The sequence below is a fragment of the Streptomyces sp. 3MP-14 genome, assembly GCF_006334905.2.
GTDB lineage: Bacteria > Actinomycetota > Actinomycetes > Streptomycetales > Streptomycetaceae > Streptomyces > Streptomyces triticirhizae.
In genome coordinates this window covers 224,557-239,229 of the sequence record NZ_VDLZ02000008.1, presented here as the reverse complement: position 1 = coordinate 239,229, position 14,673 = coordinate 224,557, and the positions used below count along the sequence as shown (strand labels likewise).

General features: G+C 74.2%; 10 protein-coding genes. 5 read left to right on the top strand and 5 right to left on the bottom strand.

Annotated features, from left to right (window positions below):
* Positions 1-7 precede the first annotated feature (7 nt).
* Genes FH609_RS15705 through FH609_RS15685 form a run of 5 tightly spaced genes read right to left on the bottom strand, consistent with a single transcriptional unit; the run spans position 8 to position 6,894 of the window.
* Positions 8-1,183 (bottom strand): ABC transporter permease, encoded by a 1,176-nt coding sequence (locus FH609_RS15705; protein ID WP_139667924.1) that lies wholly within the window; start codon positions 1,181-1,183, stop codon positions 8-10.
* Between the two features lie 10 nt (positions 1,184-1,193).
* The gene (locus FH609_RS15700) at positions 1,194-2,174 is read right to left on the bottom strand and encodes an ABC transporter permease (protein ID WP_226961710.1); all 981 of its coding nucleotides are present in this window, start codon (positions 2,172-2,174) and stop codon (positions 1,194-1,196) included.
* Between the two features lie 39 nt (positions 2,175-2,213).
* Positions 2,214-4,199 carry an ABC transporter substrate-binding protein gene (locus tag FH609_RS15695; protein ID WP_139667920.1) on the bottom strand — a complete coding sequence of 662 codons (1,986 nt, stop codon included), beginning with the start codon at positions 4,197-4,199 and terminating at the stop codon, positions 2,214-2,216.
* Between the two features lie 32 nt (positions 4,200-4,231).
* Positions 4,232-5,830, bottom strand: coding sequence for an FAD-dependent oxidoreductase (locus FH609_RS15690; protein ID WP_139667918.1), 1,599 nt, complete (start codon positions 5,828-5,830; stop codon positions 4,232-4,234).
* Positions 5,827-6,894, bottom strand: a complete 1,068-nt coding sequence (locus FH609_RS15685) for a LacI family DNA-binding transcriptional regulator (protein ID WP_139667916.1) — start codon at positions 6,892-6,894, stop codon at positions 5,827-5,829. Before FH609_RS15685 ends, FH609_RS15690 begins: the two co-directional genes overlap by 4 nt.
* 255 nt (positions 6,895-7,149) lie before the next feature.
* Here FH609_RS15685 and FH609_RS15680 point away from each other — a divergent pair, with 255 nt between their 5' ends.
* The 5 genes from FH609_RS15680 (at position 7,150) to FH609_RS15660 (ending at position 14,667) form a co-directional block, all read left to right on the top strand.
* Positions 7,150-8,172, top strand: a complete 1,023-nt coding sequence (locus tag FH609_RS15680) for an acetylxylan esterase (RefSeq protein ID WP_139667914.1) — start codon at positions 7,150-7,152, stop codon at positions 8,170-8,172.
* A gap of 707 nt (positions 8,173-8,879) precedes the next feature.
* Entirely contained in the window at positions 8,880-9,887 is a 1,008-nt protein-coding gene (locus FH609_RS15675; protein WP_139668089.1) for a LacI family DNA-binding transcriptional regulator, read from the top strand.
* A gap of 194 nt (positions 9,888-10,081) precedes the next feature.
* Positions 10,082-11,749, top strand: a complete 1,668-nt coding sequence (locus tag FH609_RS15670; RefSeq protein WP_139667912.1) for an FAD-dependent oxidoreductase — start codon at positions 10,082-10,084, stop codon at positions 11,747-11,749.
* Between the two features lie 117 nt (positions 11,750-11,866).
* Positions 11,867-14,020 (top strand): hydantoinase/oxoprolinase family protein, encoded by a 2,154-nt coding sequence (locus FH609_RS15665; protein ID WP_139667910.1) that lies wholly within the window; start codon positions 11,867-11,869, stop codon positions 14,018-14,020.
* A 71-nt stretch (positions 14,021-14,091) separates the two neighbouring features.
* A complete protein-coding gene (locus tag FH609_RS15660; protein ID WP_139668087.1) occupies positions 14,092-14,667 on the top strand; it encodes a hypothetical protein in 576 nt (191 codons plus the stop codon).
* Positions 14,668-14,673 lie beyond the last annotated feature (6 nt).

Below are 14,673 nucleotides of genomic sequence, written 5' to 3'. Positions count from 1 at the left end.
CTGTGGCTCACTTCCGGTAGGGGTCGGCGGCGTCCCGCAGCCCGTCGCCCGCGAAGTTCAGGGCGAGGACGGCGACGACGACCGCGAGGCCGGGAACCAGCAGCCAGGGGGCGCTGGTGAGGACGCGGACGTTCTGCGCGTCCTGGAGGAGGACGCCCCAGCTGACGACGGGCGACTGGAGGCCGAGGCCGAGGAAGCTCAGCGAGGTCTCGGCCAGGATCATCCCGGGGATGGACAGCGACAGCGAGGCGATGAGGTGGCTGGAGAACGAGGGCAGCATGTGCCGGAAGATCACCCGGGGTGGCCGGCAGCCGTCCAGCCGGGCCGAGGTGACGAAGTCCTCGCCGCGCAGGGAGAGGAAGCGTCCCCGCACCACCCGGGCCAGGTCGGTCCAGCCGATGATGGCGAGGATGACGGTGATCGCGAAGTACCGCTGGATCGGCCCCCATTCATAGGGCAGGGCGGCGGCCAGGCCCAGCCAGAGCGGCAGGGTCGGGATGGACATGAAGAACTCGACGAGCCGCTGGAGCAGGGTGTCCGTCGTGCCGCCGACATAGCCGGAGATCCCGCCGACGACCACGCCGAGGGCGAAGGCCAGGGCGACGCCGACCAGCCCGATGGTCATGGAGACCCGGGTGCCGTGGATCAGCAGGGAGAGCAGGTCGTGCCCGGTGCGGTCGCCGCCCAGCAGGTAGACGGTGGCGTCCGGGTCGGTGGGGCCGATCAGGTGGCGGTCGAAGGGGATGAGGCCGAGCAGGCGGTACTCCTCGCCCCTGACGAAGAACCCGACGGAGACCCGCTGTTCGGGGTCCTCGGTGTAGGTCTGCTCGTAGGTGTCGGCGTCGACGGTGGCGGTGTAGCCGTGGACGTGGAGGCCGTCCCCGTCGAGTTGGAGGGTCTGCGGGGGCGCGTAGGTGTGGTCGCCGTCGAAGCGCTCGGTGCCGTAGGGCGCGAGGAAGTCGGCGAAGAGCGCCACCAGGTAGAGGAGGAGGACCACGGCGGCGCCGGCCATGGCCAGCTTGTGGCTTCGGAAGCGCCACCAGACCAGCCGCCACTGGGAGGCGGTGTACCGCCGCTCGGCGGGCGGTTCGGGCGAGGGTGCCGGTTCGGGCGAGGGCGCGGGCCCCTCCGCCGGCCGGGAGGTCGACAGGTCGATGGTGGGGTCGGGGAGTTCGGCAGGCATGGCGGGCCCCCTACCGCTGTCCGAGCCGGACCCGGGGGTCGAGCCAGGCGAGCAGGATGTCGGAGAGCAGCGTGCCGACGACGGTCAGCACGCTGACGATGAGGATGATCGAGCTGGCCAGGTACATGTCCTGGCTGCGCAGCGCGCCCAGCAGCAGCGGCCCGGTGGTGGGCAGCGAGAGCACCTGGGAGACGATGACCTCGCCGGAGACCAGTCCCGGGAGCACCCAACCCACCGTGGAGACGAAGGGGTTGAGCGCCACCCGCAGCGGATAGCGCCAGACCAGCCGGCGCTCGCCCATGCCCCGGGCGCGGGCGGCCACCACATAGGGCTTGCGCAGCTCGTCCAGCAGGTTGGCGCGCAGGATGCGGATCAGCCCGGCGGTGCCGGCGGTGCCGAGGACGAGGACCGGCACCCACAGATGGGCGAGCAGGTCCAGCAACTTGCCGAGGTTCCAGGCGGCGTCCTCGAACTCGGGCGAGAACAGCCCGCCGACGCTCATCCCGAAGACGCTGTAGCCCAGGTACATCAGGATCAGCGCGATCATGAAGTTGGGGATCGCCAGGCCGAGGAAGCCGACCGTGGTGGCCAGGTAGTCCCCGGGCGAGTACTGGCGGACCGCCGAGTACAGGCCGACCGGGAACGCGATGACCCAGCCCAGCAGCAGGGTGGTCACGGCCAGCAGGACCGTCATCGGCAGCCGGTCCTGCACCAGGGAGGAGACCGTCTTGCTGTACTCGAAGGACTGGCCGAAGTCGCCGTGCAGGAGGATGTTCCCCATCCACCTCAGGTACTGCTCGACGATCGGGTCGCCCAGGCCGTAGCGCTCGCGGAGGGCGCCCAGCTGGGCCGCGTCCATCCGCTCGCCCTGGTTCTCCATCCGGGCCACCAGCGTGGTCAGGAAGTCGCCCGGGGGAAGTTGGATGATGGCGAAGGCCACCACCGATATCCCGAAGAGGGTCGGGATCATGTAGAGACACCGGCGTGCCACATAGCTCAGCACCTGCGGACCGTCCCGTTCCGTCCGCGCTCAGGACTCTAGGTAGTACTGCTCGGGACCGGTCACCCCGGGGTAGGGGAACTTCCCGGCGAAGAAGGTCTCCTGGACCATGTTGCGGAAGTTCTCGCCGACGATGCCGTAGCCGGGCAGCGCGGTGGAGACGCCGATCGTCCAGAACTCCCGCTTGGCGATGGCGAGGATCTCCCGCATCAGCTCGGTCCGCCGGTCGCGGTCCGGCTCGGCGGCGATCTCCTCGTGGTAGATCCGGTACTGCTCCCTGGCCGCCTCGGGCGGTTCCAGCCCCTCGGCGCCGCCGGTGGCCAGCCAGGTGTACCAGTCGGGGCAGAACGCCGAGTTGTCGCCCCACTCCGGCATGAAGAAGTTCGGGGTGTTGACGGTGTCCAGGCCGCCGTCGCCGTCCCAGACCAGCGCGTGGTGCTCGTTGGCCTGGATCAGCTGGACGCGCAGCGTCTCGTCCTCGTTCTGCACCCGCATGTCGACGCCCACCGCGCGCCAGTCGGGGCGGATCAGCTCCAGCGCGTCGGCCAGCTCCGGCTTGCCGGCGCCCGTGCCCACCAGGACCCGGAAGGAGATCGGCTCACCGTCCGGGCCCAGGCGTATCCCGTCGTCGTTCCGCTCCGTCCAGCCGGTGCGGTCCAGGAACTCGTTGGCCAGGTCGAGGTCGTACTCGGTGTACTGCTTGGCCATCTCCTCGTCGAACAGCTCCGACTCCCTGGCCGGCGCGACCTGCCAGGGCTCGCCCTGTCGGGCGTGCAGGGTGTTGATCAGCTCCTGCCGGTTGATCGCGTGCGAGAGCCCGACGCGGAAGTCACGGCTGTTGAAGACCTCCCGCCGCGCCTCGTCCTGGCACGTCAGGTTGAACATGATGGTCAGGGTGTTCAACTTGTCGGGCACCAGGTCGAAGAAGCGGTAGCCGCCGGCCTCCCGCTCGGCGGCCAGCACCGGCTTGTTGCGGGTGGTGGTGACGTGCCGGTCCAACATGTCGATCTCGCCCTGGAGGACGTTGAGCAGCAGCACCTCCGCGTCCTGCACGATGGAGAAGTCGATGCCGTCCAGATAGGGCAGCTGGTTCCCCTCCGGGTCGACCTTCCAGTAGTAGGGGTTGCGGGTGAAGCGCATCCGGGTGCCGTCGCCGACCGCGTCCTTCGGCAGCCAGGCGTGCAGCCTCGGCAGCGCCGGGTTGGTCCACAGGGCGCCGGCGTACATGGCGTCCTGGAGCAGCTCGACCGCGCCCGAGTAGTCCAGCTCGCGGGCGGCCGCGTCGGCGTCCTCGGCGTGGTCGGGGTGGAAGCGGGCGAGGTAGTGGCGGGGCAGCCGGGTCAGCATGTCGCTCGGCCCGCTGGCGAGTTGTTCGAGGAAGAGCGCGCGGGGCGCGGGGAAGACGAACTCCACGGTGTGGTCGTCGATCCGCTCCAGCCGGGCCGGCTCGCCGTCCACCGACAGGTGGCCCGGGGTGTCCGGGACGATGTCCGGGTTCATGGCGATGTCCCGGAAGGCGAACAGCACGTCGTCCACCGTGAAGGGCTCGCCGTCCGACCACCTCATGCCCTCCCGCAGCCGGAAGGTGAAGCGGGTGGCGTCGTCGTTGACGGTCACTGACTCGGCGACGTTGGGCTCGGCCGCCGTCCAGTCCAGGTTCCAGCGGACCAGGTTCTCGTAGCCCACGGTGTACTGGAGGCGGAAGGTGTCGCCGGCGCCGATCAGCGCGTTGCGCCAGGTGCCGCCGTACCTGCCGACCTCCTCCACCGGCGTGACAACCAGCGGGTTGGTCGGCAACCGCTCGGCCAGCGGCGGGAGTTGGCCCTCCTCGACCAGGTCGCGCAGCTCCGGGGCCTCGCCCTCGGCGTCCCCGCCGCCGCCCGAGTCGCCGCCCTCGGGCGAGAGGCTGCACCCGCCGAGCGCGGTCAGGGTGCCGGCGCCCAGGGCCAGGGCGCCCCCGGCGGCGAGGATTCTTCTGCGGTCGATGGGGCGGTTGGTACGCGTCGTCGCGTTCATTTGGTTCGTCCTCCGTGGTGGGACGGCTCTGCTCAGTACCCGTGGACCCGGGGCCAGGACAGCTCGACGCCGTGGTCGGTCAGCAGGGCGCGGTAGGTCGCGAGGTGCCGCTCGTCGGCGTGGACCTGGTGCGGGGTGGCCCGCTCGCGCAGGCAGTGGACGGCCAGCAGCGCCGCGGCCTCGCCGATGTTCCACTCGACGGGATGCAGCCGGTAGCAGCCGTTGGTGATGTGGGTGGTGCCGATGTTCTTGGCGGCGGGCAGCAGGTTGACCGTCCGTCGCGGCAGCAGCGCGCCCAGCGGGATCTGGAAGGGGCAGGAGCCGATGTCGATGTAGTTGTCCCCTCCGGTGGAGGGGTGCAGGTCGATCCGGTAGGAGCCGACGCCGACCGCGTCGTGGTGGGTCACGGCGCCGTGCTCCCCGCGCACCGCGAGGGAGACCTCCTGCTCGGTGACGGTGTGCACGGCGCGGATGCGGCGGGACTCGCGGTGGTAGGGGCCCATGGTCAGGCCGTCGGCCGTGCCCACCGCGTCGGGGCGCGTGCGCAGCCCGGGCAGGCCCGTTCCGCCGTCGGCGCGCGGGAGTTCGGTCTGGAGCCAGTACAGGAAGGCGCGGCTCATCGCGCGGGCGCCGGCCAGGTGGCGGGCGTCGGTCTCGGGGTCGCCGCCGAACAGCGGCCCCTCGACGTAGTCGATCATCGGCCAGTTGACGATGACGACGTCCGACTCCAGGAAGCCGGGCGCGAAGTTCTCCCTGGCCAGAATCCGGCGGAAGGCCCACAGGTCCAGGTCGCCGGCGACCGGCGGGGCGGGGGCCGCGGGGTCGGGGTTGGGTTCGAGGAGCCGCCTGGCGGGCTCCAGGGTCTGGGGCTTGGGCGCCACCATGCCGAACAACGGGCCCGGCCAGTACGGCGGTTGGTAGTCCCGCCAGAAGCCGTAGTCGTCCGGCTTGTCGATGGTGTGGTCCTCGCCGGCGCGGTGTTCCAGTGCCAGGCACCAGGAGGCGGCCTGGATGTTCTCCGGCTGGGCCTCGGCGGGGGCGTGCGGTTCCCCGGTCTCCTCCCGCGACTCGAAGCCGGTGACGAACTCCGTCCCGGTCAGCGGCAGCAGTTCGCCGGTCTCGGTCGCGTCCAGCACGAACGGGGCGGTGACGGTGAGGAGTTCGCCGTCGCGGACGGAGCGCAGGGTGACGCTGGTGACGGCGTCGCCGTCGGTGGTGGCGGCGCACGGCACCAGCCCGGTCCTGATGTCGAGGCGGCCGGACGCCTGGTGGGGCGCGAGGAGGGCGCGCAGCACGTCGTGCGCGACCCTCGGCTCCGCGCACAGGGCGCTCACCCGCCCGCGCCCCGGGTTGAGCGCGCGGTCGGCGCGCGCCTCGGCGGTCAGCGGGTACCAGCGGCGGTAGTACGCCCTGATGCCCTCGCGCAGGGCGCGGTAGGAGGCGGTGGCGCCGAACCGCTCGATCCACGGGTGCTCGTCGGGCGGGGTGCCCTGCACGGTGAGCTGCCCGCCGAGCCAGTCGTACTCCTCGGTGAGCAGCACCCTGAGGCCGCTCCGCGCGGCGGCCAGGGCGGCGGCGACGCCCCCGAGCCCGCCCCCGATGACGGCGAGGTCGGCGCTGGTCTCGGTCACGAGTCCCCCTTGCGTCGGGCGGTGGGCGGCGGCGCGATGGTGGTGGGCGCCGGGGGCGCGCAGGGCAGGGCGACCTGCCGTTCGCGCGCCGCGTCCGGCTCGGCCAGCGTCTCGACCAGCAGCCGCACGGCGGCCCTGCCGATCTCGTTGCGCGGGATGCCGAGGGAGCTCCAGGGCACCCCCGGGTAGGGCCCGCCGCTGGTGTCGCGGAGGGTGACCACGGAGAGGTCGGCCGGCACGCGCAGGCCCCGGCGTGCGGCGAACTCCCCGAGCCGGCCGGTGAGCGACTCCTCCTCGGTCACGAACGCCGTGACGCCGGAGGCGATCACCAGGTCGAACCACTCCTGTTCGAGCTGGCCCGGGTTCATCAGCACGGGCAGCGGCGGGAGGCCGGCGGCGACGCAGGCGGCGCGGTAGCCGGCCTCCCGGTCCACCAGCGGCTCGGTGCGGTCGGTGAGGCCGAGGTAGCAGATCCTGCGGTGCCCGGCGTCGGTCAGGGCCCGGACGGCGTCGCCGGTGCCGGCGGTGTAGTCGGCGCTGACCCAGGCGATGTCGGCGCCGGGGACGGCCCGGCGGCCGATGTGGACGAACGGGTAGCCGTCCCTGCTGAGCCGGGCCAGGTCGGAGAGGTCGTGGGTGACGCCGAGCAGCACGCTGCCGTCGGCGACGTTCAGCCGGTTGGTGCCGTCGCGGTAGAGGCGGCGCTCGCCGTTGTGGTCCTCGGTCGAGGTGAAGAGCACCAGGTCGTAGCCCTCGGCGACGGCCTGCTCCTCCACCCCGATGAGGAACTCGTGGTAGAAGTCGCGGCTGCTGATCGGGAAGACGGCCTCGAAGGTGTGCACCCCCAGCAGCCGGTTGCCCTTGCCCTTCAGGGAGCGGGCGGCCGGGTTGGCCGCGTACCCCAGCTCGCTGATGGCCTGCCGCACGAGCCGCTCCGTCTCGGGCGGTATGCGGCTGCTGGCGGCCCGGTCGTTGACGACGGCCGAGACCGTCGCCTGGGACACCCCGGCGCGGCGCGCCACATCGGCCTGGGTCGGCGCCCGCCGCTGGCGTTTCACTGGCACGGCATTCCCCTCGCTGGTTCGTATCAGCAACGCATCAGCAGCCAGGACGAGTTGACTGCTGATTGGTTGCAGCGAAGATAGGGAGCGCCTCGGGAGGCGTCAAGGGAGTGCGCACGGATGAGTTTTCGAGGGGTGGGCGGGCGCCGGGAGGCGCGGGCCGGGGCTGCTGCCGGGCGCCGCGCCCGGGGCCGGGGCGCGGGGCCCGAGGCCCGGGGACGATCGTGGGAACCGAAGCGAGGAGCGAGGAGCACCGCCATGGCCACCGCAGAGTTCGCCGAGTTCGCCGAGTTCGCCGAAGCGAACGTTCGCGCCGGGCAGTTGACGCACGACTTCCCGTTCGACCCGAGATATGGGCACGGGCCGGCCGAGCTGCTGGCGGTGGGCGCGCCGCCGGCGCCCGACGACTTCGCCGCGTTCTGGCGCGCGCGCTTCGCTGCGGCGGCCGAGGTGCCGGTCAGGCCGGTGCTGGGGCCGCCGGACCGGGTGGTGGACGAACTCCGCGTGCGCCGCGTTGAGTTCGGCTCGGTGGGCGGCCGGCGCATCGGCGGATGGCTCACCCTGCCGGCCGCCGGGCCGGTCACCCGGGGCTGTGTCGCCACCCACGGCTATGGCGGTCGCGAACGCCCGGAGCCGGCGCTGCCGCCGCCCGGCTCGGCCACGATCTGGCCGGTGCTGCGGGGCCTGGGGACGGCCAGCCGGTTCCCCGACATCCCGGAGGCGTCCGACGCCCATGTGCTGCACGGGATCGGGTCCCGGGACACCTATGTGCACGGTGACTGTGCCGCCGACGTGTGGTGCGCGGCCACCGCGCTGCTGGAGCTGGTCCCCGAGGCCGCCGCGCACCTGACCTATCTGGGCACCAGCTTCGGCGGCGGGATCGGCCCGCTCGCGCTGCCCTGGGACGAGCGGTTCGCGGCCGCCGCGCTGACCGTGCCCAGCTTCGGCAACCACCCGCTGCGGCTGACCCTGCCCTGCGTCGGCAGCGGCGAGGCGGTGCGTCGGCTGCACCGCGAACGGCCGGCCGTCGCCGGGGTGTTGCGCTACTTCGACGCGGCGACGGCCGCCTCCCACCTGCGGATTCCCACCCATGTGGGGGCGGCGCTGTTCGACCCGGCCGTCCCGCCGCCCGGGCAGTTCGCGGTGTACAACGCGCTGGCCGGCCGGCGCGGGCTCGCCGTGCTGACGGCCGGCCACTTCGACCATCCGCACGCGGAGGCGGAGCAGGACGCGCTGGCGCGCGCCAGGCACGCCTTCCTGGCGGAGGTCGCCGCCGGCTGACCGGCGGCCGGCGCAGCGGTGTCGGGCCACCGTCGGCGGGACCGGGCAGTGGTGCGGCGGCGACCGGCGGCCGGGTGGGTGGGGCGTGCGTGACGGCCACCACCGTCGGTGCGGCGCCGATCGCGCGCCTCGCGCGGCGAGGTGGACGGGCGGCCCGGGGTCGGCTCCTCGTCCACCAGGACGTCCGGATAGCCGGCCCGCCGGGGCCGGAGCGTCGCGGTCGGCGACTCCCCTCGCTCACGGGCCGGTTCGTCCGGCGAGGGGCCCGGTGCCGCGCGCGGCTGCGGCGTCGAAGGCGAACTCCGGTGCTTCGTCGGCCGGTTGGTCGGGGTTGATGGCCAACGCCACGGGGCGATCCGGGATGTCCGTCTCCACCGCCCGGGCCCGCGCTCCGCGATCCGACTTCTTCCGGAGAGGCATGGGTGCGGCCCGGTGGGACGGCCGCTCCCACCCCGGACCGGAGCCCGGGCGGGCCCGGCCCACGAGGCCCGCCGCGGAACACATTCCGTCAGCGCCCCCACGCACCCCGTCACGCCGCAGGGCAATCTGCGCGCCACCCCTTGACGGGATCGGACCACGGGGACGAAGGTGCTCGTCAATCCGCGTGAGTTCACACCGTGGGTCGCGCACTCGACTCAACTAATACGCATTAGCGAGGGGATCAGGTGGCCGGGAAGATCAGGCGGGGACGGCCTCGTCAGGCCGAGGTGGCGCAGTTGGCCGGCGTCTCGCAGACGACGGTCTCGCTGGTCCTGGGCGGCAACAAGCAGGGCATCGTGATCCAGGAGGCCACCCGGCAGCGGGTGTTGGAGGCGGCGCGCACCCTCGGCTACGTCCCGGACCCGGCGGCGCGGCGGCTGGCCGCCGCGAGCAACAACCTGCTGGGCGTCTTCAGCTTCACCGCCACCTTCCCGACCGATCCGGCGCACTCCTACTACCCGTTCCTGGTCGGCGTGGAGCGGGAGGCGGCGGCGCGCGGCTTCGACCTGGTGCTGTTCACCGGCTCCAGCAGCGGCGGGGGGCGCGCGGAGGCGCCCGGCGCGCTGGAGCGGGTGCGGCTGGCGGACGGCTGCCTGCTCTTCGGCCGCCATGTGCCGACCGAGCCGCTGCGGCGGCTGGTCGCCGACGGCTTCCCGCTGGTGCACGTGGGCCGCCGGGACGAGATAGCGGAGCTGGCCTGGGTCGGCGCCGACTACGTCGCGGCCAGCGCGGAGGTGGTCCGCCACCTGGTCGCGGCCGGCCACCGCCGGATCGTGCTGGTCCGCGAGGACGACGACGCGCCCGCCTCCACCGACCGCGAGCGCGGCTTCCGCGAGGGCCTGGCGGGCACGGAAGGCGCCGTGGTCCGGGTGCGGACGCCGGCCGAGGAGCTGACCCCGGAGTGGGTGCGGGCCCAACGGGCCGCCGGCGTCACGGCGTTCGTCGCGGAGGAGACCGACACGGGCGCGGCCTGGCGGGCGTTGGGCGAGGCCGTGACGGCCGCCGGGCTGCGGGCGCCGGACGACGTGTCGCTGGCGCTGCTCGGCTCGCCGCCGCCGGACCTGCCGGGGGACGGCCCGGTCACCGGCTTCGACATCCCGCGCGCCGAGTTGGGCGCGGCGGCCGTGCGGGCGCTGACCGATCTGCTGGCCGGCCAGCGCCCGGGGCCCACCCTGGCCCGCTGCCCGTTCCGGGCGGGCGCCAGCAGCGGCCCGCCGCCCGGGGTGCCGCGATGAACGCGGCGCGGCCCGCCGGCGGCCCGACCCGGGCGCCGGGCGACGCCCGGACCCGCCACGCCCGCCGCCCCCGCCGCGCGGTCGGCCGGGGACCGCCGCGCGTCACCCGCGCCGTTCCCCGCGCCCCTTCGGGGGCTCCCGCACCGCCGAGCAGCACCGAGCAGGACCGAGCAGGACCAGGAGAGAGAACCCGTATGGATACCGCTGAGACCGTGACGAGCCCCGCCGGCGCCCCCGCCCCGCCCGGCGGCGTCGAGTCCGCCACCGACGTGCTGATCGTCGGCGGCGGGCTGGGCGGGGTCGCGGCGGCGCTCGCCGTCTGCCGGGCCGGTCACCGCGCCGTCCTGACCGAGGAGACCGACTGGCTCGGCGGGCAGTTGACCTCGCAGGCCGTGCCGCCGGACGAGCACCCGTGGGTGGAGCAGTTCGGCGTGACCGCCAGCTACCGTCAACTGCGCGAGCGGATCAGGGAGTACTACCGGCAGTGGTATCCGTTGCGCGCCGAGGCGCGGGAGTTGCCGCACCTCAACCCGGGCGCTGGCCGGGTCAGCAAGCTGTGCGCCGAGCCGCGCGTGGCGCTGGCCGTGATCGAGGCGACGCTGGCGCCGCACCGGGCCGCCGGGCGGCTGACCGTGCTGACCGAGCACCGGCCCGTCGCCGCGCACACCGAGGGCGACGAGGTGCGGGCCGTGACGCTGCGCGACCTGCGCGGCGGTGGCCGGCACACGGTCACCGCGCCCTATGTGCTGGACGCGACCGAGACCGGGGAGCTGCTCGAACTGGCGGGCGTCGAGCACGTGGTGGGCGCCGAGGCGCGCGCCGAGCACGACGAGCCGCACGCCCCCGAGCGGGCGGACCCGCTCAACCAGCAGGGCATCACGTTCTGTCTGGCGCTCTCCCACCACGCGGGCGAGGACCACACGATCGACCGCCCGGCGGACTACGCCTTCTGGCGGGACTACCGGCCGCCGTTCTGGCCGGGGCCGCTGCTGGGGTTCCAGGCGCCCGACCCGCGCACGCTGGAGTCGGTGCCGCGCGCCTTCGAGCCCAACCCGGAGCTGGACCCGCTGGACGTCTCGGCCGACCAGAGCGCGGACGCGGGTGACAAGGAGCTGTGGGGCTTCCGCCGCATCCTGGCCCGCCGGCTGCACAGGGACGGCGCGTTCGACTCGGACATCACGCTGGTCAACTGGCCGTTGAACGACTACTGGGAGACCCCGCTGGTCGGCCTCGGCGAGGAGGGCGAGCGGCGGGCGCTGCACGGCGCGCGGCAGCTGTCGCTGTCGTTGCTGTACTGGCTCCAGACCGAGGCGCCGCGCGCCGACGGCGGCACCGGCTTCCCCGGGCTGCGGCCCAGGGGCGATGTGACGGGCACCGCCGACGGCCTGGCCAAGGCGGCGTACGTGCGGGAGGCGCGCCGCATCCGGGCGGTGACCACCGTCACCGAGCACGACGTGGCGATGGACCTGGTCGGGCCCTACGGCGGGACCCGTTACCCGGACTCGGTGGGCGTCGGCGCCTACCGGATCGACCTGCACCCCTCGACCGGCGGCGACAACTACGTGGACATCGCCTCCGTCCCGTTCGAGATCCCGCTGGGCGCGCTGCTGCCCCGGCGGGTCACCAACCTGCTGCCGGCCGGCAAGAACCTCGGCACCACCCATGTCACCAACGGCTGCTACCGGCTCCACCCGGTGGAGTGGAACGTGGGCGAGGCCGCCGGCGCGCTGGCCGCGCACTGTCTCTCGGAGGGCGTCCTCCCGCACCAGGTTCGGGCGGAGGAGAAGCAACTGGCCGACTTCCTGCGCCGGTTGGACCGCGAGGGGGTGCAGCGGCACTGGCCCGACGTCCGCGGCTACTGAACGAGGGCCACCGAACGAGAACGCCGGGTGACCTGCCGGGCGAGGTAGCTCCACCTGCCCCGCCCGGCCGTCCCCACCCACCACCACAACGCGAAGACACGAGGAGGTGTCCAGACGATGACCTCTCACCGGCCGACCCATCCGCACACCCGCCAGATCCGCGTCGGCATCGACGTGGGCGGAACCTTCACCGACGCCGTGGCCGTCGACGCCACGACGCTCGCGCTCGTCGGCCAGGTCAAGGTGCCCACCAGCCACCACCACGAGGACGGGGTGGCGCACGGCATCGTGACCGCCCTCGACCGGCTGCTGGCCGAGACCGGCCACACCGCGGCCGAGGTGTCCTTCCTGGCCCACGGCACGACCCAGGCTACCAACGCCCTGTTGGAGGGCGACGTCTCCCCCGTCGGCCTGGTCGGCGTCGGCACCGGGCCCGGCGCGGCGCTGACCAGGCGCCTGAGCGCGTTGGCCAAACTGCCGCTGACCGAGAACCACCCGTTCCCGCTGCGCTACGCCCACGTTCCCGACCCGCACGACGCCGAGGCGGTGCGCGCGGCGGTGCGCGGCCTGGTGGAGACGGGCGTCGGGGTGTTGGTGGTCAGCGAGCCGTTCAGCGTGGACGACCCGGCGGGTGAGGAGGCGGTGGTGGCGGTGGCCCGCGAGTTCGGGCTGCCGCTGACCGCCGCGCACGAGATCACCTCGCTCTACGGGCTGCGCAAGCGCACCAGGACGGCGGTGGTCAACGCGGCGATCCTGCCGAGGATGTTGGCGACGGCCGACCTGGTCGACGGCAGCATCGCCAAGGCCGGCATCACCGCGCCGCTGATGGTGATGCGCTGCGACGGCGGCGTGATGTCGCTGGACGAGATGCGCCGCAGGCCGCTGCTGACGGTGCTCTCCGGCCCGGCGGCCGGCGTCGCCGGGGCGCTGATGCGGGAGCGGATCAGCGAGGGCGTCTTCCTGGAGACCGGCGGCACCTCGACCGACATCAGCGTGATCCGGCGGGGCCGGGTCGCCGTGCGGCACGCCACGCTCCTGGGCCGCTCCTCCTATCTGCCGGCGCTGGACGTGCGGACGGTGGGCGTGGGCGGCGGCTCGATGGTGCGGGTAGCCGGCGGGAGGGTGGTGGCGGCGGGGCCGCGCAGCGCGCACATCGCCGGGCTGCGCTACGCCTGCTTCGCCGAGCCGGCGGAGCTGGCGGACGCGCGGCTGGTGACGTTGGCGCCGGTGGCCGGCGACCCGGCCGACCACGCGGTGCTCCAGGCGGCCGGCGGCCGGTTCGCGATCACCATGACCTGCGCGGCCAACGCGCTGGGCGTCGTCCCCGAAGGCGACTTCGCCCGGGCCGAACAGGCCACCGGGCGGGCCGCGTTGGCGCCGCTGGCCGAGGCGCTGGGCACGGACGTGGCGGGCGCGGCGCGGGCGGTGCTCGACGCGGGCGTGCGCGAGGTGCGGTCGGTGGTCGACGCGATGCTGCGCGACTACCGGCTGGACCGGGACGCGGTGGTGCTGGTCGGCGGCGGGGGCGGCGCGGCCAGCGTCACCCCGCACCTGGCCGGGGCGATGGGGCTGCCCGGCTCGATCGCCGAGCACAACGAGGTGATCAGCCCGATCGGCGTGGCCCTCGCGCTGGTGCGGGAGCAGATCGAGCGGATCATCCCGGGCGCCACGCAGGAGCAGATCCTGGGCGTGCGGGCCGAGGCGGAGCAGGCGGTCGTCGCGCAGGGCGCGGCGCCCGGCGGGGTCGAGGTGGAGGTCACCGTCGACCCGCAGACCAACACGGTGCGGGCGGTGGCCACCGGCGCGACCGAGCTGCGCACCCAGGACCGGGCCCAACGGGTGGACGACGACGAGCGGTTGGCGACGGCCGCCCGGAGCCTGAAGACCGGGGCGGAACGGGTGGCGGTGCTGGGCCGCACGCCCAGCCACACCGTGTTCGGCACCACCAGGCGGCGCAGGTTCCGCCGGCCGACGCACCCGGTGCGGGTGGTGGACGCGGACGGCGTGGTGCGGCTGCACGCCGCCGACGCGACGGTGGCGACCACCACGGTGGGCGAGGCGCCCGAGCTGCTGGCCAGGCTGGTGCGGGACACCACCGCGTACGGCGACGGCGGGGTGCGGGCGCCGGCGGTGCGGCTGCTGCTGGGCGCGCGGATAGCCGACCTGTCGGGGGTGTTGGACGCCCAGCCGCTGCTGGCGCTGGCCCGCAGCGAGCTGCGCGCCCGCGCGGCGGAGGAGCCCGTGATCGCCGTGGTGGAGGCCCGCTCGTGAGCGCCGGAGCAACCGCGAACCGGCGCCGCGCCCGGCACGAACTGCGTGCCAGGGGCGCCGAGTTGGCCGCCATGGACGACATCGAGTTCGGCCGGCTGCTGCTGGCGAACGTGCCGCTGCACGCGGGCCGCGAGCCCGGCGAGCTGCGCCGCTGGGCGGACGCCGCCTGGGAGTTCGGCGTCGAGCTGGCCGCCGAGCACCCCGGGGCCGGCGCGGACGGCTGGCGCGGCGAGGCGGTGGTCGTGGAGCGGGACGGCGGCCTGGCCGAGGACCGGCTGCTGCTGGCCCGTTACCGCTCCCGGCCGGTGGAGACCGTCGAACTCTTCACGGACACGCTGGCGTTGGCGGAGGAGACCGTCGAACTCCTCGGCTGGCGGCACTGGTTCCCGCCGGGGTCGCCCCGGCGGGCCGCGCTGGTCCACGAGGAGGGCCACCGGCTGCTGGGCGACCGCCGGCGCCGCGCCGAGCTGCGCCGCCGCCTGAACCATCCGGTGCTGCGCCTGGGCAGGCGGCGGGTGCTCGGCCATGTGGCCGGCGCCGACGAGCTGGCCGCCCACGCGTTCGCGCACGCCGTCTGCGGCCTGGGCCGCAGTCCCCTGCTGCTGACCGCCGCGCTGACCCACGCGGTGCGGTCGAGAGAGAGCTGAGACGTC